20 protein-coding genes are annotated in these 23,242 nt (G+C 38.7%); 7 read left to right on the top strand and 13 right to left on the bottom strand.

The window, feature by feature from the left end; genetic code table 11:
* Positions 1–25 precede the first annotated feature (25 nt).
* Positions 26–1,189, bottom strand: coding sequence for a THUMP domain-containing class I SAM-dependent RNA methyltransferase (locus P0092_RS04680; protein ID WP_004621288.1), 1,164 nt, complete (start codon positions 1,187–1,189; stop codon positions 26–28).
* A 578-nt stretch (positions 1,190–1,767) separates the two neighbouring features.
* Here P0092_RS04680 and gdhA point away from each other — a divergent pair.
* Entirely contained in the window at positions 1,768–3,105 is a 1,338-nt protein-coding gene (gene gdhA / locus P0092_RS04675) for an NADP-specific glutamate dehydrogenase (RefSeq protein WP_004621287.1), read from the top strand.
* Between the two features lie 78 nt (positions 3,106–3,183).
* Here the strand turns inward: gdhA and P0092_RS04670 are convergent, their stop codons facing one another.
* From P0092_RS04670 to P0092_RS04660, 3 genes are read right to left on the bottom strand one after another with little or no spacing between them, the layout of a single operon-like run.
* A complete protein-coding gene (locus tag P0092_RS04670; RefSeq protein WP_004621286.1) occupies positions 3,184–3,855 on the bottom strand; it encodes an RluA family pseudouridine synthase in 672 nt (223 codons plus the stop codon).
* A complete protein-coding gene (locus P0092_RS04665; RefSeq protein WP_004621285.1) occupies positions 3,852–4,715 on the bottom strand; it encodes a class I SAM-dependent methyltransferase in 864 nt (287 codons plus the stop codon). The genes P0092_RS04670 and P0092_RS04665 overlap by 4 nt, the downstream gene beginning before the upstream one ends.
* Before the next feature lie 57 nt (positions 4,716–4,772).
* Positions 4,773–5,432 carry a beta/alpha barrel domain-containing protein gene (locus P0092_RS04660; protein WP_004621284.1) on the bottom strand — a complete coding sequence of 220 codons (660 nt, stop codon included), beginning with the start codon at positions 5,430–5,432 and terminating at the stop codon, positions 4,773–4,775.
* Positions 5,433–5,632: 200 nt separating this feature from the next.
* On the opposite strand from P0092_RS04660, the gene speB reads away from it, so the two are divergent.
* Complete coding sequence (speB, locus tag P0092_RS04655) at positions 5,633–6,496, top strand: agmatinase (protein ID WP_004621283.1); 864 nt, start codon at positions 5,633–5,635, stop codon at positions 6,494–6,496.
* A gap of 64 nt (positions 6,497–6,560) precedes the next feature.
* Here the strand turns inward: speB and P0092_RS04650 are convergent, their stop codons facing one another.
* From P0092_RS04650 to P0092_RS04610, 9 genes are all read right to left on the bottom strand, one after another.
* Positions 6,561–6,899: a P-II family nitrogen regulator gene (locus P0092_RS04650; protein WP_004621282.1), complete on the bottom strand. Its 339-nt coding sequence runs from the start codon at positions 6,897–6,899 to the stop codon at positions 6,561–6,563.
* A 41-nt stretch (positions 6,900–6,940) separates the two neighbouring features.
* Entirely contained in the window at positions 6,941–8,194 is a 1,254-nt protein-coding gene (locus P0092_RS04645) for an ammonium transporter (protein WP_004621281.1), read from the bottom strand.
* 257 nt (positions 8,195–8,451) lie between these two features.
* Positions 8,452–9,021: an ANTAR domain-containing response regulator gene (locus P0092_RS04640; RefSeq protein ID WP_004621279.1), complete on the bottom strand. Its 570-nt coding sequence runs from the start codon at positions 9,019–9,021 to the stop codon at positions 8,452–8,454.
* A gap of 70 nt (positions 9,022–9,091) precedes the next feature.
* A complete protein-coding gene (locus tag P0092_RS04635) occupies positions 9,092–10,417 on the bottom strand; it encodes a glutamine synthetase family protein (protein ID WP_004621276.1) in 1,326 nt (441 codons plus the stop codon).
* Positions 10,418–10,467: 50 nt separating this feature from the next.
* A complete protein-coding gene (locus P0092_RS04630) occupies positions 10,468–11,187 on the bottom strand; it encodes a GltB/FmdC/FwdC-like GXGXG domain-containing protein (protein ID WP_004621274.1) in 720 nt (239 codons plus the stop codon).
* A gap of 1 nt (position 11,188) precedes the next feature.
* Entirely contained in the window at positions 11,189–12,418 is a 1,230-nt protein-coding gene (locus P0092_RS04625; RefSeq protein WP_004621273.1) for an NAD(P)/FAD-dependent oxidoreductase, read from the bottom strand.
* A gap of 6 nt (positions 12,419–12,424) precedes the next feature.
* A complete protein-coding gene (locus tag P0092_RS04620) occupies positions 12,425–12,856 on the bottom strand; it encodes a 4Fe-4S dicluster domain-containing protein (RefSeq protein WP_004621270.1) in 432 nt (143 codons plus the stop codon).
* A gap of 16 nt (positions 12,857–12,872) precedes the next feature.
* The gene (locus P0092_RS04615) at positions 12,873–14,378 is read right to left on the bottom strand and encodes a glutamate synthase-related protein (RefSeq protein WP_004621269.1); all 1,506 of its coding nucleotides are present in this window, start codon (positions 14,376–14,378) and stop codon (positions 12,873–12,875) included.
* Positions 14,378–15,472, bottom strand: a complete 1,095-nt coding sequence (locus P0092_RS04610; protein WP_004621268.1) for a class II glutamine amidotransferase — start codon at positions 15,470–15,472, stop codon at positions 14,378–14,380. Before P0092_RS04610 ends, P0092_RS04615 begins: the two co-directional genes overlap by 1 nt.
* A 562-nt stretch (positions 15,473–16,034) precedes the next feature.
* Between P0092_RS04610 and gatC the strand changes: the two genes are divergently transcribed.
* From gatC to P0092_RS04585, 5 genes are all read left to right on the top strand, one after another.
* A complete protein-coding gene (gene gatC, locus P0092_RS04605) occupies positions 16,035–16,328 on the top strand; it encodes an Asp-tRNA(Asn)/Glu-tRNA(Gln) amidotransferase subunit GatC (protein ID WP_004621266.1) in 294 nt (97 codons plus the stop codon).
* Between the two features lie 10 nt (positions 16,329–16,338).
* On the top strand, positions 16,339–17,799 hold the full coding sequence (gene gatA / locus P0092_RS04600) for an Asp-tRNA(Asn)/Glu-tRNA(Gln) amidotransferase subunit GatA (protein ID WP_004621264.1): 1,461 nt from the start codon (positions 16,339–16,341) through the stop codon (positions 17,797–17,799).
* An 18-nt stretch (positions 17,800–17,817) separates the two neighbouring features.
* A complete protein-coding gene (gatB, locus tag P0092_RS04595) occupies positions 17,818–19,257 on the top strand; it encodes an Asp-tRNA(Asn)/Glu-tRNA(Gln) amidotransferase subunit GatB (RefSeq protein WP_004621262.1) in 1,440 nt (479 codons plus the stop codon).
* A 139-nt stretch (positions 19,258–19,396) separates the two neighbouring features.
* Entirely contained in the window at positions 19,397–21,490 is a 2,094-nt protein-coding gene (locus tag P0092_RS04590) for a glutamine synthetase III family protein (protein ID WP_004621260.1), read from the top strand.
* Between the two features lie 125 nt (positions 21,491–21,615).
* Complete coding sequence (locus tag P0092_RS04585; RefSeq protein WP_004621258.1) at positions 21,616–23,145, top strand: methyl-accepting chemotaxis protein; 1,530 nt, start codon at positions 21,616–21,618, stop codon at positions 23,143–23,145.
* Positions 23,146–23,242 lie beyond the last annotated feature (97 nt).

The following is a 23,242-nucleotide window of genomic DNA, read 5'->3' as shown; positions in this document are numbered from 1 at the left end:
GCCTATTTTTATTAAAATAAATAAATTATTGCTGTGTATTTTGTATATTTATTGTTTGTTTCGGCGGAGGCGGCCCAAAAAACTGATAATAATTGCAAAGAAGTCTTCCATTATATAATTTGCGTTTTTTATCAGCCCTTTTGCCAAACAGTTTTTCAAATTCCATGTTTGAAGTAATGACATAATAAGACCATGAATCCAGCTTTTTAAATACTGTACCCATTTCTCTGTAGAGATTTTCTACAGCTTCCTTTTCTCCAAGCCTCTCACCATAAGGAGGATTACATATAATAATCCCGTATTTGTATCTGGAGCTTATGTCGGACATGGGAAGCCTCTGAAGATGTATGGCATCCTCAACACCGGCTTTTTTTGCATGATATCTGGCAATGCTCATGGCGTCCTCATCTATGTCGGAACCGTGGATTCTGAGTTCCTGATCCTCAACCATCATATCATACGCCTCGTCTCTGGCATCATCCCACAGTTTTTGCGGAACTAACGGCCACTTTTCAGCATCAAACTCACGCCCCAAACCCGGTGCAATGTTCCTTCCTATCATAGCAGCTTCTATGGGTATAGTCCCACTTCCGCAAAAAGGATCCAGCAGTATCCTGTCCTTTTTCCAATGGCTTACCAGAATCATGGCACAAGCAAGGGTCTCTTTCAGCGGAGCTCCTCCCACCAGCTTTCTATAGCCTCTCTTATGAAGTCCTGCTCCGCTTGTATCTATTGTAAGGGTAACTATGTCTTTAAGTAATGCTACTTCTATTCTATATCTTGGTCCGTTTTCTTCGAACCATTCACATTTGTATTTTTGCTTGAGCTTTTCAACAACTGCTTTTTTTACTATAGCCTGACAATCAGGGACACTGAAAAGTTTTGAATCTATTGACTTTCCTTCAACGGGAAACTCAGCATCCATAGGAATTATTTCATCCCACGGTAAAGCTTTGGTTTGCTCGAACAATTCTTCGAAGCTCAAGGCTTTAAACTCACCCATTTTAAGTAAAATACGATCCGCAGTCCTCATCCATAAGTTTGTTCTGCAGATTGCCGATTCATCACCAGAGAAAGTAACCTTTCCATTCTCTACTTTTTGTTCAAAATATCCGAGTTTTTTTAGTTCCCTTGCAGTTATAGCTTCTATTCCAAATGCAGATGTAGCAATAAGTTGTAATTTGCTCATTTTTTTACCTTTCACCAAAATTTCTTGAGATTTTATTACAAAAATAAGTAATATTATTATAACCTTATGGAGGATTATTAACAACATTATTTACCACATGGTGCCCTCTGAAATGCTCTATTATAAGGTATATAAAAAAGCATACCTTATATGTAAAATTATATGCAAAATAAATGACATTGATTTTTAGACTGCTTGCAATTATGCGTTTATTTCTTTATCACTTCAAGATTTTCTAAAATTCAAATTTTACCTTCAAAGCCTTGCATTCCAGTAGTTTCGAGCTTATTATTTTTTTGCTCATTTTATTTTCATAATATAAATTGCAATTTTTACTTTTTGCTCTTGCATAATAAAAAGGCTGATGATATAATATGAGAGGCGAAAAAAGTTAATAATTGGTGTACAATGGAGTATGCAGTTTAACTTACATGTCTTTCTTTTGCATTAAGTTCCGGGCGCGTATGTTAGCTTATTGAAGGTATTTTTTGTAACTTCTGTTTCAAATTACCATGACTAAATATCTCCTGTCACCAAATAATACTTAATAATTTAATACATAGCAGGAGGTTATTTATATGAAAATATTACAAAGAGTAATGGATCAGGTTATTAAAAGAAATCCCGGTGAACCAGAATTTCATCAGGCAGTAAAAGAAGTTCTTGAATCTCTTGAGGTTGTTGCTGAGAGACATCCTGAATGGGTAGACGCAGGAATTTTCGACAGAATAGTTGAGCCTGAAAGACAAATCATTTTCAGAGTACCTTGGGTTGACGATAATGGCAAGGTACATGTAAATCGTGGTTTCAGAATTCAATTCAACAGTGCAATTGGTCCTTATAAGGGTGGTTTAAGACTTCATCCTTCCGTTAATGTAAGTATCCTTAAATTCCTCGGTTTTGAACAAATATTCAAAAATTCATTAACAAGCCTTCCAATCGGTGGTGGTAAGGGTGGTAGTGATTTCGATCCTAAAGGAAAATCAGATCTCGAAGTTATGAGATTCTGCCAAAGCTTTATGACTGAATTGTCAAAGCATATCGGTGCTGATACTGACGTTCCTGCCGGTGATATCGGAACAGGAGCAAGAGAAATCGGTTATATGTACGGACAATACAAGAGACTGAGAAATGAATTTACAGGTGTTCTCACAGGTAAAGGATTAACTTGGGGCGGAAGCCTTGCTCGTACTGAAGCTACAGGTTACGGCCTCTGCTACTTTATGGATGAAGCATTAAAAGCTAAGGGTAAATCCTTCAAAGGTGCCACAGTAGTTGTTTCCGGTTCAGGTAACGTTGCAATATACGCTACTGAAAAAGTACATGAATTAGGTGGAAAAGTTGTTGCATTAAGTGATTCAAACGGATACATCTATGATCCGGACGGAATCAAACTTGACACTGTTAAGCAACTTAAAGAAGTTGATAGAAAGCGTATCAGTGAGTATGTTAAGATTCACAAGAACGCAACATATACAGAAGGCTGTTCAGGTATCTGGAGCGTTAAGTGTGATATCGCACTTCCTTCAGCTACTCAGAATGAAATTGATGAAGCTTCAGCTAAATTATTGGTAGCAAATGGCTGTTACGCAGTTGGAGAAGGTGCAAACATGCCTTCAACTCCTGAGGCTGTTGAAGTTTACCTTAACAATAAGATTATTTATGGACCTGCTAAAGCTGCAAATGCAGGTGGAGTTGCAACTTCTGCTCTTGAAATGTGTCAGAACAGCGCTCGTTACTCATGGACTTTTGAAGAAGTTGATGCGAAACTTAAAGATATTATGGTTAATATCTACAAGAACGCTAGTGCTGCTGCAAAAGAGTATGGAATGGAAGACAATCTTGTTGCCGGCGCTAACATTGCAGGCTTCCTGAAGGTTGCCAATGCTATGTACGCTCAAGGCGTTGCATACTAACCCTAACCCTCATATAAAATGGAAAAACCATGGCATATATATTATATGCCATGGTTTTTTACTGTTTAAAAATATTTTTTATCTAAACCGAATCCACGGTTCAGTATCAGGTGTTTCACAGTTAAATATCATTTCTTCTTTTTTGGTGGGATGCTCCAAGGTTAATGAAGACGCCCAAAGTGCTATCTGTTGTCCGGGCTTATTTACAGTAATCCCATACCGTTGGTCCCCATACAGAGGATATCCTGAATGGGAAAGCTGAACCCTTATCTGGTGAGGCCTTCCCGTATGAAGTTTTACCTTTATCATACTTAGTAAACCATCCGACTTTAGTACTTCATATTCCAGTACTGCTTCCTTGGCGTCCTTTGTACCTTCCTTAACAACATAAACCATATTTTCCGAGCTGTCTTTGACCAGAAAGTTCCTTAGTTTAGTTTTTTGTTCCTTTGGAACACCTCTGATTACTGCCAAATAAACTTTTTTGAAGGTTCTTGTTCTGACCTGTTCAGACAGCCTTGACGCAGCTTTTGATGTTTTTGCAAATACCATTACACCCCCTACAGGCCTGTCTAATCTATGTACAAGGCCAAGATATACCTCTCCGGGCTTATTGTATTTTTCCTTGAGATATTTCTTCAAAAGAGTAAGCATATCTGTATCCTTTGTATTATCAGCCTGAACAGGTATATTTACGGGCTTTTCTACTACCAGAAGATGATTGTCCTCATATATTATATTGGGAATCATCTGTTCTCCCACCTTCCATATATGCCACATGGAAGCACCAGTCCTGAGTTGCTTACAGGTATTCCAACCTCTCCACCACTGTGTGTCCCTTTAAATCGTTTTCCGATTGTCTGCTTTAAAATATTGCTGAGTACTGTGGGTGAAAAACCTGTAGTGTATGAGTTTATCAGGAAAAACAACGGCTTATCAGATAAAAGGCCCATACACTGCTCTACAAAGCCGTACAGTGAGTCCTCTATCTTCCAAATCTCTCCTCCCGGGCCTCTTCCATAAGAAGGCGGGTCCATTATTATTCCATCATATTTTTTGCCTCTTCTTATTTCACGTTGTACAAATTTCATACAATCGTCAGTTATAAATCTCACGGGTCTGTCTGCCAAGCCTGATAGTGCAAGGTTTTCCTTTGCCCAACTTACCATTCCCTTTGCTGCATCTACGTGGCAGACCTCTGCTCCTGCATAGGCTGTTGCAACCGTGGCACCGCCTGTATAGGCAAAAAGATTAAGAACCTTGATAGGTCTGTTTGCCTTCTGAATACTATTTATCATCCACTTCCAGTTAACAGACTGTTCAGGAAACAGACCTGTATGCTTGAAGCCTGTTGGTTCTATATAAAACTTTAAGTCATTAAAGGCTACTGTCCAACGTTTTGGTACCTTTTTCTTAAATTCCCACTGTCCTCCGCCGCTTTGGCTCCTATGGTAATGTGCATCAGCCTTGTCCCACATCTTTTTATCCTTTATAGGCCAGATTATCTGTGGATCAGGTCTTCTAAGTATGACATTCCCCCACCGTTCAAGCTTTTCACCGTCTCCTGTCTCTATTAGTTCATATTCCTTCCATTCGTCTGCCAGTAACATTTATTTTCCTCCGCTTATTTTTTCCTTCATTAATATATACATTATTTTAATTTATACCTACAACTCTTCTCTGTATTTATTCATAAGATTCTTAAACAGCTCTGCACTTGTAGGTGGTGTGTAAGTAACAGTGTTTGCTCCTGCTTCTATTGTCGCCCTGATACTCTCTACAGTCGGCCCTCCCGTTGCAATTATTGGAACCTCCGGGAATCTGCTGCGGATTTCCTTTACAACAGCCGGTGTTTTCCCTGCACAGGATACATTTAGTATAGATGCCCCTGCATTCAGTCTGCTTTGAATATCTGTTTTGTCCGAAGCCACCGTAATCACAATAGGTATATCTATTTTCATACTCAACTGTCTTATAATTTCATTTGGTGTGGGAGCATTGACAACAACTCCTATAGCCCCCTGAAATTCAGCATCCATTGCAATATTTATAACTCTTTTGCCGGTTGTAGTGCCTCCACCTACTCCACAAAACACAGGAATATCTGATGCAGTTATTATGGCATGAGTTATTACCGGCTGTGGTGTAAAAGGATAAACTGCAATAGCTGCATGAGCATTGCAATTCTTTATTATAGCAACATCAGTAGAAAAAAGCAGGGACTTTATATTCTTCCCGAAAATATTTATTCCACTGGCCTGATTAATTACGTCAGGTATCTTCACCATGTGCTTTCTCAAGTTTCCCTCAATTTCCGGTACAAACATTTGTTTTTCCTCCCATCATATATCTGTACTATAATAACCTTTTTACATAAACTGCATACTTTATCCACGTAATAGTATACTAAAAAATTATAGACTAGTATACCGACATTCTGATAATTTATTTAGGTATTGTAATTCAAACCAGTCATGGTAGAATTATATTCGGTTATTACTAAAATCAATAATAAGGAGTTTGATTTATGATAAATAAGAATACCCTTCCAACAAATTTTCTTGGATGTGAAAGTAGCTTTGAGGACTCCGACATTGTAATCTTTGGGGCTCCCTACGACGGTACAACTACCTTTAGACCCGGCACAAGATTTGCCCCTGCTGCCATGAGAACCGATTCTCTTGGCCTTGAAACTTACAGTCCCTACTTCGACGCTGATATTTCCGATTATAAAATTCACGACTACGGTGATCTTGATTTGCCCTTTGGTTCACCAACCAAAGCATTGAAAATGATATCCGAAACTTCTAAATTAATTTTCGAAAAGGGTAAAAAGCCTCTGATGATTGGCGGAGAACATCTTGTATCACTGCCTTCAATTGAGCAGGCAGTAAAATTATACCCTGAGCTCAGAATTATTCATTTTGATGCTCACACCGATTTGAGAGAAGAATATATTGGAGAACCTTTATCACACTCAACAGTTATAAGAAGAGCATGGGATATTTTAGGAGATAACCGCATTTATCAGTTTGGTATAAGAAGCGGAACAAGAGAAGAATTCTATTGGGCCAAGGATGGTCATACCAACCTCTGTCTTCATAATTTTGATACCCTTGCTGCTGCAGTATCTCAAATTGGCGCTGCCCCTGTTTACCTTACAATAGATTTGGACGTTCTCGATCCGTCAATTTTTTCAGGAACAGGTACTCCTGAAGCAGGAGGAGTTACATTCCTGCAACTTATAAATGCACTTCAAGCAGTATCCTCCTTGAATATAATCGGTGCCGATGTAGTAGAACTGTCACCACACTATGACCATAGCGGTGCTTCTACTGCTGTTGCATGCAAGGTTTTAAGAGAAGTCATCCTTACAATGCAGAATTTATAATTACTATAGATGTTAAAAACCCGTTATCCATAAAATAAGATAACGGGTTTTTTATTAAGTAGGTTTACAGTGCTTTGTCTCCTCTTTCCCTTGTTCTGATACGAATACAGTCAGCAAGATCAAATATGAATATTTTACCGTCCCCCACCTCTCCGGTCTGGGAGTACTGAATTATAGTTTCAGCAATCAGCTCAACCTTATCATCTGCAGCCACCAATTCAAGCTTTACCTTCGGAAGAACATTTAGAGAAACTTCCGTACCTCTGTAAAATTCTTTCCATCCCATTTGCTTTCCTGCACCCATTACCTGAGTAATGGTAATGCCGTCTATATCAATTGCCAGAAGAGCTTCCTTTAGTTCTTCAAGCTTTGACGGTCTGATAATTGCCTCAATTTTTTTCATGCCACACCCTCCTTGTTACATGGTAATTATTTTTTCTTTTATTAATCCATTCCGGTAAATGAAGGATATGCAGATTCTCCATGCTGTGTTATATCAAGTCCCTCAGATTCTTCTCTAGGAGCAACTCTTATTTCCTTCATAATTAATTTAACTACAAACATAATAACCGCAGTTCCAACTACTGAAAAAGCTATTGTTACTGCTACACTTATTATCTGAGCTACAAACAGCTTTGTGTCTCCAAACACCAGACCATTCCACTGTGCTGCAGAATTTATAGAAGTTTTGGCAAACAGCCCTGTTGCAATACCACCCCAAATACCACCGATACCATGACAACCAAATGCATCAAGTGCATCATCATAGCCGAATTTTGGTTTAAGAACACTCATTGCAAAGTAGCAGATAGGGCTTACAATCGCTCCTATTATAAGAGATGCCCATATTGGTACAAATCCTGCTCCCGGTGTTATTGCCACGAGCCCAACTACCGCTCCGGTTGCTGCGCCCAACATTGTAGGCTTTCCTCTGGTAATCTTTTCCACAAACATCCATGAAATAAGTGCCATTGCAGCAGATGTGTTTGTAGTCATTAATGCATGAACCGCAAGTTCTCCGCTTCCTAAAGCACTTCCTGCATTGAACCCAAACCATCCGAACCAAAGTACTGATGCACCGATAAACACCAAAGGTATATTATGAGGCTGATGCGAAGTCATTCCATAACCTTTTCTCTTACCTAATATAATCGCTGCCACCAAACCTGATACTCCTGAACTTATGTGAACTACGTTACCTCCGGCAAAATCTATAGCTCCAAGATTTTTAAGTAAACCTCCCACACCCCACATCATATGAGCCATCGGGTAATATATAATTATTGACCACAGTCCTATAAAAAGAACCAATGATGAAAATTTCATTCTTTCAACTAACGCACCTGTAATCAATGCGGGTGTTATAATTGCAAACATCATCTGAAAAGCAGCAAATAGAGTATGTGGTATAGTACCTGCATAATCAGCATTTGGCTGTCCTGAAACATTACTGAAAAAAGCCCAGTCAAGATTTCCTATTACTCCTCCGATATCCTTACCAAATGACAGCGAATAGCCCACTGCCACCCAAAGCACCGATGCAAGACCTGCAATAAAAAAAGATGCCATAATGGTGCTCAATACATTTTTCCTTTTTACCATTCCTCCGTAAAAGAGTGCTAACCCCGGTGTCATAAAGAATACTAAAGCAGTTGACACCAACATAAAGGCTGTATCGCCAGTGTTAATATTTCCCATAATTCTACCCCCATATTTCAAAAAAAATTGACATGCAAAAAGATTTAAATAAAAAAGCATGTAAAGAGACAGAATTATCCTCTTTAACACGCCATTGTGAATAAATGCTTATAAAACCCTTTTAAAATACAGAAAGCTACTTAATAAATCAATATTTAGAATTTGATTTATAAGCAGCCTCATTGCTGTTTTTGATATTTAATTAAATAATATGCAGTAATGTTACCATTTGTTATTCGTAAATTCAAGCAATTTCTTTAAAAACTCTGAATAATTTCCTCAGCTACCTTTAACTGTGATGTTCTAGTGTCCATTGCTCTCTTCTGAATATATCTGTGTGCTTGTGGTTCAGTCATATTCATCTTTTCAACAAGAATCCATTTGGCTTTTTCTATAATCTTACGATCCTTCATCTTTTTTTCAAGATCTTCGTTTATAGTTTTTAATCCCATTAAAGACTTTCGGGATTGAGCAGCAAATCTGGCCGTTTGTAATAAAGTCATTTTATTTATTGGCTTAGGCAGTATTAACGCTCCAACTTTTTCAAGTCTGTACTGCATATCCTCCAGATGCTCATGCTTAGCCAACACTATAATTCCTGCATCAGTATTATCAGCAATATCCAAAATGAAATCAATTCCAAGTTCATCCTGTAAAGGTGAATTAACCAATATCAGTTCAGGTTCAAAAAAATCGAGTTTACGTCTGGCAGCACTTGCCGATAACGAGTACTCTGCGGACGAATATCCCTGTTGCAGCATTAGGGCTCTGATTTCTTTAATTAACTCAGGCTTACTGCATACTATAAGAATCCCTCCTGCACTCATTGGCATCACCTCCATTTGAATGGGGAATAATTATAGTTAATTATACTGCCATAACAGAAACATCTGTTAATTAATATGCAGTAAGATAATTATCTATCTCCCAAGGATGAACTGTACTGTTGTATTTAGTCCACTCCAGTTCTTTAGCTGATATATACTTTGAATAAATGTGTTCTCCTAAAACCTCCCTGATATAAGTATCCTTCTTCATTTCTTCCAACGCTAAATATAGATTGGATGGAAGCCTTTGTATGTTCAGCTCTTCCTCTTGTTCAGGTGTAAGATTATAAGTATTAATCTCAACAGGTTCAGGTATTTCCATTTTCTTTTGCAATCCATCCAAGCCCGCTTCCAGAATCAGTGCCAATGTCAGGTACGGATTGCAGGATGGGTCAGGACTTCTTAATTCTATTCTGGTTGCTTCACCTTTTGGTGCAGGAACTCTTAATAACGGGCTTCTGTTCATATGAGACCATGCAATGTGAATAGGAGCCTCAAAGCCCGGTACAAACCTCTTGTATGAGTTTACCAACGGATTTGCAACCGCAGTAAGACCCTTGATATGTTCCAGTACGCCCGCTGCAAACATTTTTGCAGTGTCGGATATATCCCTGCTGTTTTCGCCTGCGTTAAAGAGGTTTTTGCCGTCTTTAAACAGAGACATATTAATGTGCATACCGGAGCCATAATCATTAAAAATTGGTTTTGGCATAAAAGTTGCATGCAGTCCGTTTCTTTGTGCAACAATTTTAACTACTGTTCTGAATGTCATTATTCTGTCCGCAGCAGTCATAACATCGCTGTACCTGAAATCAACCTCATGCTGTCCGGCTGCATTTTCGTGATGTGATGCCTCTGTTTCAAAGCCCATATCTTCAAGGACCATGCAAATTTCTCTTCTGCAATTTTCACCCAAATCAGTAGGCGCCATATCAAAATAGCCTGCTGAATCATGTGTTTTTGTTGTAGGCATGCCTTCAGCATCTATATGAAACAGGAAAAACTCACACTCAGGTCCTATATTGAAGGTATAACCTTGTTTTTTTGCTTTTTCTGCTGATCTTTTCAGAACATATCTGGGGTCTCCCATAAACTGAGAACCATCATAATTCTTAATGTCACATATAAATCTTGCAACTTTTCCATGCTGCGGTCTCCAGGGAATAACGGAAAATGTATTGAGATCCGGAAACAGCAGCATATCTGACGATTCTACCTCGGAAAATCCCGCTATGGCAGATGCGTCAAAAATTACTCCCTCATCAAGAGCTTTCTCAAGTAGTTGTGAATTTATAGCTATATTTTTCATTCTGCCGAATATATCTGAAAACTGCAGTCTGATAAATTTAACGTCGTTTTGGTCTATAAATTTCAGAACATCATTCTTAGTAGCCATTTTCCCACCTCTTTGCTTTATGTTGTATTACTATTATTTTACACTATTTATTAATTATGTGTATATAGCTGCTTATATGGATTTTTTGTATTTGCAGTCAGCTTTATATAATTTGAGTTTAAAATATCATTTTTATCATATCCGAAGCTTTTACAAAAATCCCCTATAATGCTGTCAATCTGCTTTTTGTCCTCTTCTGTTACAGAGGTTGCTGAAACCTGAGGAGGAAGTCCCTCGGGAATATCATTACATCTCAAGTATATGGCGCCGCCATGCATTCCAGTACCGCAAAAGCTACCCACAGGAATTCCATCCACACCTATTCCAAGAACAATAATTATTCCACCTGCCTGATATTCTCCTAAAAAGTCCCCGGTTTTGCCTCCAACTACCACTATAGGTTTTTGCTCCTTATACTCTTTCATGTGTATTCCCACGCGGTAGCCGGCATTTCCTTTTATAAGGATTTTACCGCCACGCATACCGTAGCCTGTAGTATCACCGCAGTTACCGTGAATGATTATTGACCCGTCATTCATTGTATCCCCTGTGGCGTCCTGGGCATTTCCGTTTACTATTACATCAGCGCCATCCATATATGAGCCCAGTGCATTTCCGGGAGTACCGTTTATGGTTATAGTCTTTCCCTTAATCCCACAGCCTATATATCTTTGTCCGTATACCTTGTCGAGTATAATTTCGGTATCGGCGGTATTTCTTATCTGTTCATTGATTTCGGTATAGTAAGTATCACCAACTGTAATCTTCATTTTACTTCCCTCCCGCCAATTTCTGCATCCTAGCCTTTTTATCAAAAACCATAAGCTGAGGATTTACTTTTAATAAATTGCTGTCAATCTGATCCATTGGGGTTTTCTCTCGTATAAGTGAAGTATAAATTCCAGCTCTGTCTATTTCCCCTATAAGTATAAAGCCCTTTAGAAGTCCGTCAGAGAAGAACATTCTCTTGTAATTATTTTCATCAATATCCTCGAAGCATTCACCTTCCATAGCTCCTGCAGTCAACATGTGAAGCCCAAAGAAACCTATGGCATTCATTGGCATTGCAGTATCAAAGGTTTGATTACCGCCAGCCATATTGATGCCTGCTGTTTCACCCTGAAAATAAGCATTTGGCAAAAGTGCAAGTATTTTGCTCTGTCCGGTACAAATATCCAGGCTTTCAGTACAGTCCCCCGCAGAATATACATCGGGGAGTGAAGTTGCCTGACAATTGTCTGTTATAATTCCCCTGTTTACTTCTCCTCCGGCATCCTTGACCAGTCCGGTGTTTGGCCTTACTCCAACTGCTACTATCAATATGTCATATGGCAATTCCTTGCCTGATTTAAGTACAATTGTGTTTTCTTTTACTGCTGATGCAGCATCATTGAGAATGAACTTTATTCCTTCTTTTTCTATATGCTTCTGCACCATGCCGGCGCCTTCTGCATCCAGTATACTTGGAAGAACTCTGTCTGCAAGGTCAACAACAGTAATATCCTCGCATACTTCATGTAGTCCTTCTGCCGCCTTTAAACCGATAAGACCCGCACCCATTATTACAACCTTTGAATCCTTAGTCACAACTTCCTTTACAGCCTTTGCGCTATCCCAGTTCAGAAAAGTAAAAGCGTTTTTGGCTTCTTTCATGCCTTCTACAGGCGGTACAAACGGAGATGAGCCTGTAGCTACCAACAATTTGTCGTATTCAACAGCACTTCCGTCCTCAAGAATAACTTTCTTTGCAGCTGCATCTATTTTCTCTGCTTTTTTTCCTAAAATAGCAGTACAATTGTTTTTTTCATAGAAGTCACTGCTTCTGTAATACATCTTGTCATCAGTTACTTTGCCCTTTAACCAATAGGATATAAGCGGGCGAGAGTAAGTAAAATGTGGTTCATCCGATATCAAAGTAATTGATGATTCCCCGTCTACAGTACGGATTCCGCTGATACAACCGATTGCAGCAGCTGAGTTTCCAATAATCACATACTTCACTTAAAATCAACCCCTTTCCTCGTATACAATAGCTAAATTCGGGCAGTTTTCGGCACAGGCCGGTTTTCCGCTTTCAATACAAAGGTCGCACTTTTTAATGGCCTTTTCTTTTCCCGGTATAACTGAACCGTAAGGACAAACAAGAATACAGGTATAGCAGCCAACACATCTTGACTCGTCAACAAATATTCTTCCGTCTTCATCCTTCTGCATTGCTCCGGTAATACATGATTTTACACACAAAGGCGTTTCACAATGTCTGCAGGATACGGCAAAATTTATGCTGTCTCCTTCTTCTATTGTTAAGCGTGGCTGTGGCTTTGAATCTCCCGAAAAAGCCTTTACCATATCTACCTTTCCGCTATGTGCAAATGCACAATAGTATTCACAAAGATGACACCCCAAACATCTGTCTTCATTTACATATATCTTTTTCATCTTAAATCTTCACCCCTTATTCGCCGGCGTGCATAACGCCTAATATATCAAGTTCTTTTTGACTTAGTCCTATTCCCCTGAGCATTAAACGATTACCTTTGAGACTCTCAATTGCATTGATTCCCATGCCACCGAGCATTTCCTTTATCTCATGATCCCATGCGTGAACAAGATTTATCAAACGTTTGTATCCGATATCAGGGTTAAGTCTCTTAACCAAATCAGGTCTTTGTGTTGCAATTCCCCAGTTACACTTTCCGCCGTGGCAGCTTCTGCATACATGACAGCCCAATGCAATCAATGCAGATGTACCGATATATACTGCGTCTGCTCCTAAAGCGATTGCTTTTACAATATCTCCGCTGTTTCTTATACTTCCTGCTACTACCAAGGAAACATTGTTTCTGATTCCTTCATCTCGCAATCTCTGGTCAACTGACGCCAGTGCAAGCTCTATTGGGATTCCTACGTTGTCTCTTATTCTGGTGGGAGCAGCTCCGGTACCGCCTCTGTATCCGTCAATTGCAATTATATCTGCCCCTGAACGGGCTATACCTGATGCTATTGCAGCTACATTGTGTACAGCTGCTATCTTTACTATTACCGGCTTGGTATATGCAGTTGCTTCCTTTAAAGAAAATACAAGCTGTCTTAAATCTTCTATTGAATATATATCATGGTGAGGTGCAGGAGATATTGCATCACTGCCTACAGGAATCATTCTGGTTTTTGATACATCCTCTCCAACCTTTTCTCCCGGTAAGTGTCCGCCGATACCCGGTTTTGCTCCCTGACCCATTTTTATTTCAATTGCGGCACCTGCACTGAGGTAACCCACATGAACACCGAATCTTCCTGAAGCAACCTGAACTATTGTGTTTTTACCGTATTGGTAAAAATCCTCATTCAAACCGCCTTCACCGGTATTGTAATATGTTCCAAGCTCTTCAGCTGCCCTTGCAAGACTCTCATGTGCATTTCTGCTTATTGAGCCGTATGACATTGCTGAGAACATGATTGGCACCTGTAATTCAAGATGAGGTGCTATCTTTGTTTTGAGCTTTCCATCTTCTGCAAATTCCAGTTTCTGAGGCTTTGAACCCAACTGAACCCTTGTTTCCATAGGTTCTCTCAATGGGTCTATAGATGGGTTTGTAACCTGACTTGCATTTATCAGCAATTTATCCCAGTAAATCGGGTACGGTACAGGATTACCCATTGATGACAGAAGAACTCCTCCTGTATTTGCCTGCTTATATATTTCAGTTATATGTTGTTGTGTCCAGTTTGCATTTTCCTTGAACTCATTCTTATATTTGGTTATGCGGAGCGCACGTGTAGGACACAGTGAAACACATCTCTGGCAATCCACGCACTTGCTGTCATCAGCAACCATCATATCAAGTTCTTCGTCATAGCTGTGTACTTCGTTTGCACACTGACGCATACATACTTTACATTTAATACATTTCTTTGGATCTCTACATACCTCATATTGAGGTGTAAAATAATTTATACCCATTAAATTTCACCCCCTGATAACGTTGCAATTACCGGTTCTCCGCCCTTAGGGCTCCAGATTCTGTCTACCTCCGGATGTATAATCCTGATAGCACTCTCTTCACTGGCTACAAGTACAAGGTCTCCTTTTTCTGCGGCAACCATTGAACGAAGTTTCAATCTGTCATTCAATGCCATCATTCCGCCTTCATATCCCAATATTATTGAGAATGGACCTGTTATAAGAAGACTTGCATATACATTTCTGATTGCTGTAAATTTCTCTTTCATATCCTGAGGCATTTTGTCTATCTCAGACCAGAAAGGAGCAGCTATTATTGATGCACAATCTTCTAAAGATATTCCTTGTCTTCTGTTCAAGTAATCGAAAATATATGTTATTACTTCTGTATCAGTAAGAAGTGAACATTTATATCCGAACATTTCCATAAATCGTCTGTTGGCATCATATGAGGATATTTCACCGTTGTGTACTATTGTATAGTCCAGAAGTGAAAAAGGATGTGCTCCTCCCCACCAACCCGGAGTATTTGTAGGGTATCTGCCGTGTGCAGTCCAACAATAACCTTCGTAATCTTCAAGCTTGTAGAACTCTCCAACGTCCTCCGGGAAACCTACTGCCTTGAATACTCCCATGTTTTTACCGCTGGAAAATACATATGCACCATTAATTCTTGTATTTATCTTTATGACACACCTTGCAACATATTCCTTTTCTTCTAACTGACTTTCCTCAAGCTTTCCATGAAGAGGCGATACAAAATATCTCCATATAAGTGGAGCATCAGTTATCCTTGGGTGCTTTTTGGTAGGAATTCTGCTTAAATTAACAACATCAAAATGTCTGTTTATAAATCTTTCGGCATCTTCTCTTGCCTCATTACTGTCAAAGAATACATGAAATGCATAAAGTTCTTTATATTCAGGGTAAATGCCATAGCCTGCGAAGCCTCCTCCTAAACCATTGGAGCGATCGTGCATCACCGCTATCGATTTAACTATATCCTGACCTGAGATGCGTCTACCTTCCCTGCTGAACATTCCTGAAATTGCACAACCAGATGGTATTCTTACCTGACCTTCCTTCAATAACATGTCGTACACTTCCTTTACTAAAAAAATAAAAATCAAAATAATAAATTTTCTATATTTATAAAAATAACAGTCACATAATCGGGTAACAAAAAAGCGTACTCATACAAACCCCTAAAATCAGGTTTTTATGAGAACGCCATTGTTCTTTGTTTATTAATTTTTGATTTATGTGACATACCTGCAATTTATCTTCAAGAGTATTTTACTAAGAAAATAATCATACGTCAATACTTTTTTGCAATTTTCATTTTTCAATCCTGCAAAATGATTCCACCTCTAAATTATTGTATAAAACGTTGAAACTATAGCCGTATCACGGAAAGGCACATATTAGGCTTGTTTATCCTACAAAAATGTTTTCTGGAAAAAGTATTGCTTTTTTGCAGGACGTATATTATAATGGTTGTAAATTAATTAAATGCAGCAAAGGTGCTGTGTCAACAAACATTTTATAACAAAATGTTTGTTTGGTACAGTTTTTTTTATTTATATAGTATATAATTTTTAACTTTTTTGTAAAGCTTAAATTCATATTTGATAATTAATAATCAAGGAGGTATACATGACTAATTCTGAATCTAATGATTACATTAAATATATAGCAAATCTTGCAAAACTATCTCTTGATGATAACGAAATACAGTCGTTGGCTGAAGATATGCGAGATATTATAGGGTTAATGGATACTATCAAAAATATTGATACAGAACATATAGATGCAACCGAACACATATCCCGAGTAACTAATAATATGAGGGAAGATAATCCCGGGGATTCGTTTGAAACCGAAAAAATCCTGTCAAATTCAAAAAAGACCATGGAAAATTGTTTTGCTATTCCTAAGATGATTGAATAAGGAGGTCCTCATGGATATAACCAGGTTAACTATTAAAGAGGCCAGAGGGCTTCTTGATAATAAAGAAATAAGTGCTGTTGAGCTCACCCGTATGTATTTGGACAGAATTAACCTTCTTGACGGTAAAGTTGAGTCCTATCTTTCAGTAACTGAGGATATGGCTATGGAAAATGCCCATCAAGCTCAGAATATTATAGATAGCGGTAAATCATCCTTGCTTACAGGTATTCCCTTAAGCATAAAAGATAACATATGTATTGAAGGAACAAAAACTACATGTGCTTCAAAAATGCTTGAGGACTTTGTTTCACCATATACAGCAACAGCGGTAAACAAACTGTTGGCTGACAATGCAGTTATTCTCGGGAAAACAAATCTTGATGAATTTGCCATGGGAGGTTCTACTGAGAATTCGGCTTTTAAGACAACCAAAAACCCTTTTGACTTATCAAGAGTCCCCGGAGGTTCGTCAGGCGGCTCGGCTGCTTGTGTATCTGCTTCTTTAGCCCTTGGCTCTCTTGGTTCTGATACAGGCGGTTCAGTAAGACAGCCTGCCTCCTTCTGCGGTGTTGTGGGTATGAAACCTACTTACGGGCTTGTTTCAAGATATGGTTTGGTGGCTTTTGCCTCCTCCTTTGACCAGATTGGCCCCATTGCTAAAACCGTTGAAGATTGCGCAATAATTCTGGACAGCATTTGCGGAAATGATTCTAAAGATGCTACATCATTAAAATATAAAAACGACTCCAGCTACAGTTCTTCTGTTTCAGGAGATATAAAAGGTTTTAAGATTGGCTTACCCCAAGAATATCTCACCGAAGGCTTAAACGCTGAGGTAAAGACTTCCTTATATAAATCAATTGATAAATTGGAGAGTATGGGAGCAAAAATAGAGGAGTTCTCAATGCCTGTATTGAAACATGCCGTACCTGCTTACTATCTCATGTCCTCTGCTGAGGCAAGTTCCAACCTCTCCAGATATGACGGAGTAAAATATGGCTATAGAGCCGACAACTGCAAAACCTTTAATGAACTAATCGGAAAGTCAAGAGCTGAAGCCTTTGGTAAAGAGGTCAAGAGAAGAATTCTTCTTGGAACCTATGCTCTTGCATCAGGTTACTACGATGCTTACTACAAGAAAGCTCTCAAACTCAGGACATTAATAAGCAATGGCTTTAATGAGGCTTTTTCAAAATATGATGTTGTTCTGCACCCTACTGCTCCTGAAACCGCATTTAAAATAGGGCAGAATACAAATAATCCCCTTACGATGTATCTTGCTGATATTTACACTGTTGCTGTAAATATAGCCGGACTTCCTTCAATTTCAGTCCCGTGCGGATACGATTCACAGGGACTTCCCATAGGTCTTTCCTTTACGGGTAAACCCTTGGGAGAAAAAGATATATTCAGGGCTGCTGCGAACTTTGAGGCTGAATTTGCCGATAAGTTCAGAGTTCCCGCTATATAGCAAGAAAGGAGCGTAACGATGAAATATATACCCACTATAGGCTTGGAAATACATTCGGAGTTATCAACAAAATCGAAAATTTTCTGTGATTGTCCCGTAAGTTTCGGCGGCGAGCCAAATACGCGGTGTTGTCCTGTTTGCACGGGAATGCCCGGAACTCTTCCGGTTCTCAACAAACAAGCAGTTGAATATACTGTAATGGCAGGCTTGGCCTTAAACTGCAAAATAAATGAATTTTCGAAAATGGACAGAAAGAATTACTTTTATCCGGATTTACCAAAGGCTTATCAGATATCGCAATTTGATCTCCCCATCTGTAAAGACGGTGGATTGACTATAAATACCCCTGATGGAGAAAAATTCATCAGAATAGAGAGAATTCATTTGGAGGAAGACGCCGGAAAGCTTCTTCATGACAGCTATGACAGGTACAGTCTTGCAGACTATAATCGCTGCGGAGTTCCTCTGATTGAAATTGTAACTAAACCTGATTTGTCTTCTGCGGAGGAAGCAAGAGAATTTGTTGAAAAGGTTCGTTTGATGCTTCTCTACTCCGGCGTTTCGGATTGTCGTATGGAGGAAGGCTCTTTGAGAGCCGATGTCAATGTTTCTATTAGGCCGGTAGGTACTGATGAACTTGGAACAAGAACAGAAATGAAAAATATCAACTCCATAAAGGCTATTGCAAGAGCTATTGATTATGAAATTGAAAGACAGACAGAACTTCTGGACGAAGGTAAAAAAATAACTCAGGAAACAAGACGTTGGGATGACGGCAAAGGAGAAAGTAAGTCACTTAGAAGCAAGGAAAATGCCCATGACTACAGATATTTTCCTGAGCCTGACATTGTACCTGTCTCCTTTACAAGTGAGGATATTGAGAAGCTTAGAAAAGCTCTTCCGGAACTTCCTGACAAAAGGTTTGAAAGATATACCAAAGATTATGGCATTAACGAGGCTGATGCCAATCTGTTGCTGACTTCCGTAAGCCTTTCTGATTTCTTTGAAGCTACTGCTGCTGAATCGGGTAATCCTAAAACAGCCGCTAATTTTATAGTAGTTGAAGTATTGAGAAGACTCAATGACAGTTGTATAACCCCAGAGGATATCCCCTTTGACGCAAAACTGTTGGGGAGACTTATAAAGATGATGGACAGTGATGAGATTACTTCCAACAATGCTAAAAAGGTTTTGGCAGAAATGTTTGAAACAAGCAAAGAGCCTGAAGCCATTATAGCTGAAAAGGGTTACAAGGTAATAAATGATACCTCTGAAGTTGAAAACACGGTTAAAGAAATACTATCAAATAATGAAAAAGCTGTTGCAGAATATCTTGAAGGCAAGGAAAAGACTTTTGGATTTTTGATGGGGCAATGTTCAAGAGCATTGGCTGGGAGAGGCAATCCTAAAGTAATTCAGGAGATACTGAGAAGTGAGCTGAACAAGCTTAAAAGCTAAGTAGTATAAAAAACTTAATATATTTTGTGAAACAAAGGCGTTTCACTTCCTTAAAGAATTTTTTTAAGGGGTGAAATGTCTTTTTTTATATATTACATTGACAATTAATTAAATTTAAATTATTCAAGGAGGGGTTAACATGGATTTTCGTGTTACAGAAATTTATGGAAGTAATGTATTTAATGATGCTGCTATGCGTGAACGTCTTCCAAAAACTACTTATAAGTCTATAAAAAAGACTATTGATGAAGGTTTAGCACTGGATGTAACAGTAGCTGACGTTGTTGCAAGTGCAATGAAGGATTGGGCAATGGAAAAGGGTGCAACACATTTCACTCACTGGTTCCAGCCAATGACAGGTATCACAGCTGAAAAGCATGACTCTTTTATTTCGCCTACAGATGACGGAAGAGTTATTATGGAATTTACCGGCAAGGATCTTGTAAAGGGTGAGCCTGACGCTTCCTCCTTCCCTTCCGGCGGACTCAGAGCAACTTTTGAAGCTAGAGGTTATACTGCTTGGGACTGTACTTCACCGGCTTTTGTTAAAGATGGCACTCTTTATATTCCAACAGCTTTCTGTTCGTATACCGGAGAAGTTTTAGACAAAAAAACTCCTTTGCTCCGTTCAATGGAAGCTCTTAACAAACAGGCTCTCAGAATTTTGAAATTGTTCGGAAATACGGCTACAAGAGTTACAACTACTGTAGGCCCTGAACAGGAATACTTTCTGATTGACAGAGATTTGTATAAAAAGAGAAAAGACTTGATTTTCACCGGAAGAACTCTTTTCGGCAACAAGCCTCCAAAAGGACAGGAGCTGGAAGACCACTACTTTGGAAACATCAAGCAAAGAATCTCCAACTACATGAAGGATCTTGATAAAGAACTGTGGGAGCTTGGAATTGCAGCTAAAACAAAGCATAATGAAGTTGCTCCTGCTCAGCACGAATTGGCTCCAATATTCACAACTTCAAACATAGCAACCGACCACAATCAACTTACTATGGAGCTTATGCAGAAAATAGCTCTCAGACACAATCTTGTATGCCTGCTCCACGAAAAACCATTTGCAGGTGTAAATGGTTCAGGTAAGCACAACAACTGGTCAATGTCAACTAACGACGGCCAGAACCTGTTGGAACCGGGATCAACTCCACACGAAAATGTTCAGTTCCTTGTTTTCCTGTGTGCAGTTATTAAAGCTATTGACGAGTATCAGGATCTGATGCGTCTTTCAGTAGCATCTGCAGGAAATGACCACAGACTTGGTGCAAATGAAGCTCCTCCTGCTATAGTATCTATGTTCCTTGGAGATCAATTAACAGACATCCTCGCTCAGCTTGAAAACGGAAAAGCTAAGGGTAAAGCATACAACTCCATTCTTGAAACAGGTGTTGCAAGCTTGCCAAAGCTTCCTAAAGACACAACTGACCGTAACAGAACTTCACCATTTGCATTTACAGGCAACAAGTTTGAATTTAGAATGCTTGGTTCTTCAGCTTCTATTGCAGGACCAAACTTTGTATTAAATACAATAGTTGCAGAAGTACTTCAAAAGTTTGCTGACACTCTGGAGGCACAAAACGATCTTTCAAGTGCAGTTACAGATTTGATATCTGAAACTATAAAAGAGCACAAGCGTATAATATTTAACGGCAACAACTACACTGATGAATGGGTTGCAGAAGCTGAAAGCAGAGGATTGCTCAACTTAAAGTCAACTGTTGAATGTATTCCTACCTTCATAAAAGATAAAAACGTAGCTGTATTTGTTAAACATGGAGTTCTCAGTAATTCGGAAATTGAATCAAGATATGAAATATTACTTGAAAACTATGTTAAAACAATTAATATTGAAGCTTTGACTATGATATCAATGGCTAAAACTGAGCTTCTTCCTGCTGCATTTAAGTTCAGCAAGAATTTGTCCGATACAATAAATTCCGTAAAAGCTACAGGAATGTCAGTTGAAGTATCAGCACAGTCTTCTGTTCTTAAAGAGTTGTCACCTGTATTAAGCTCCTTCTCTTCAAACATCAACGCTTTGAAGAAAGCTATTGAAAAAGCAAGTGCAGAAGACTCAAGTGCATTAAAACAGGCAGAAGCATTCAGTAAAATTGTAGTACCTGCTATGGATTCACTTAGAGCCGATGCAGATAAGCTGGAAGCTATTATTCCAAAGGATTTGTATCCATTCCCAACTTATGCTGACTTACTTTTTAATATATAGTATATACAAATAAAATATAATTGTATCTGACACAAAAGGGACAATACGTACCAACTTACTACTGTCCCTTTTGTCGTTTTTTAACATGATAGTATAAATAATTTAATGAAACGGAGAGAAGTTGAATGAAAAGCTCTTCTTACATAGTTGCAAGCTGCCTGTTTTTTCTGGTATCAACTTTTTTGGTTTGTTTTTCAGGAATAAATTTTTATATTAAGCTAATATTGTACTTTATTGCATTTATAGTATACTTCTTCGTTACATGGAAACTCATTCAGGGAAAATTCAGGCTATATACTGGCAGAATTAAAAAACTGAAAAGTGATCTGAAGAAATTCAATTTTGAAGTTCAGGTTACCTCAAGTCAGATTTCATCCGTTTCCGAAAATATTTCGGTGACATTAGATGAAAACAATGAATTTGCAAAATATGTTTATGATGAAGTTAAGGAAATGGCTAACAAAAATGAGCATGTCTACGATAGTATTACCAATACTCTTTCCGAAGTTAAAAACATTGTGGATTTGCTGAATAACGCAAAAGACATAACCGGACAAATGATTAAAAAAAGCTCTCTTTCAAAGGATACGGTCAGATTGAGTCTTGAAGAAATAATGCAAATTGTAAAGACTATAGATAGCATCCACGAATCCTCAAATAAAACTCTTGCGAATATGGAGAGACTCCAGAAAACTTCCGGGGAAATCGAGCATATTTTAGAGACTGTCAGCAGTATTTCCAAACAGACTCAACTTCTTGCATTAAATGCAACTATTGAATCCGCACGTGCCGGGGAACACGGTAAGGGCTTTGCCGTTGTGGCAGCTGAAATTCACAAACTTGCAGACAATACAAGCAAATCAGTGGAAGAAATAGGTTCACTGATTAAATCCATTCATGGAGAGGTTGGAAACGTTTATACGGTTGTAAGAGAAAACGCCTCCAGAGTTGATGAAGGTATTTCTGCAACCAAGAGCATTGAACAATATCTGGGGAAAATTGATTCTTCCTTTAATGATGTGTTTGGCATGATGGATAAAATAAGTTCCTTATCACAGCAGGAGGTTCTTATTGCACAGAATGTAGGAAATCAGATTAGAGGCGTGGAAGATATTTTGTCTGCAACTTCACGGTCTGTAGATGATGTTTGCACATCTGTACATCAGCAGAAAAAGAATATAGAAGAAATCTCCTCTATGGGTATAAGGCTTAACGAAGCCTCCTCTACCCTGTCGGAACTCTTTTCCGTTGAAGCGGAAGATGTTGAAGCACTTGGTAATGATGCAATGGAGAAGGCAAAAAGTTCTCTTTCCATTGTATCTAAAGAGCTTTGTTCAAAAAATGAAATCATGAATTCTAAGGATAGCAACCTTCATGAAGAAATTTTAAGTGAATTTAAAAATAGATATCCTTATGTGGAAGCCGTATGGACCAATGATAAAAAAGGACGTTTTATATGCTCAATACCAAAAGCCGGAATAGCCAACGCAAATGTACGTGAATGGTTCAAAAGGAGTATTAAAGGCGAGAATTTTGTATCCTCTATCTACATTTCTGCCATAACCAGAAATCCATGTATTACGGTGTCCTCTCCCATTAAGTCAGGTACAGGCGAAATCGTAGGAGTGGTGGGTATAGATATAAATATTCATTAAATTTTAAAGCACAATTTACCTCACTTTTTCATATACTAATAAGAGCATGGGACAATGGCGTCAGCGATGATAATTGTCCCATTGTCTTGTATTGATA

This window comes from Ruminiclostridium papyrosolvens DSM 2782, from assembly GCF_029318685.1.
Classification (GTDB): Bacteria; Bacillota; Clostridia; order Acetivibrionales; family DSM-1351; genus Ruminiclostridium; species Ruminiclostridium papyrosolvens.
This window is presented reverse-complemented; position numbering and strand designations above follow the sequence as displayed.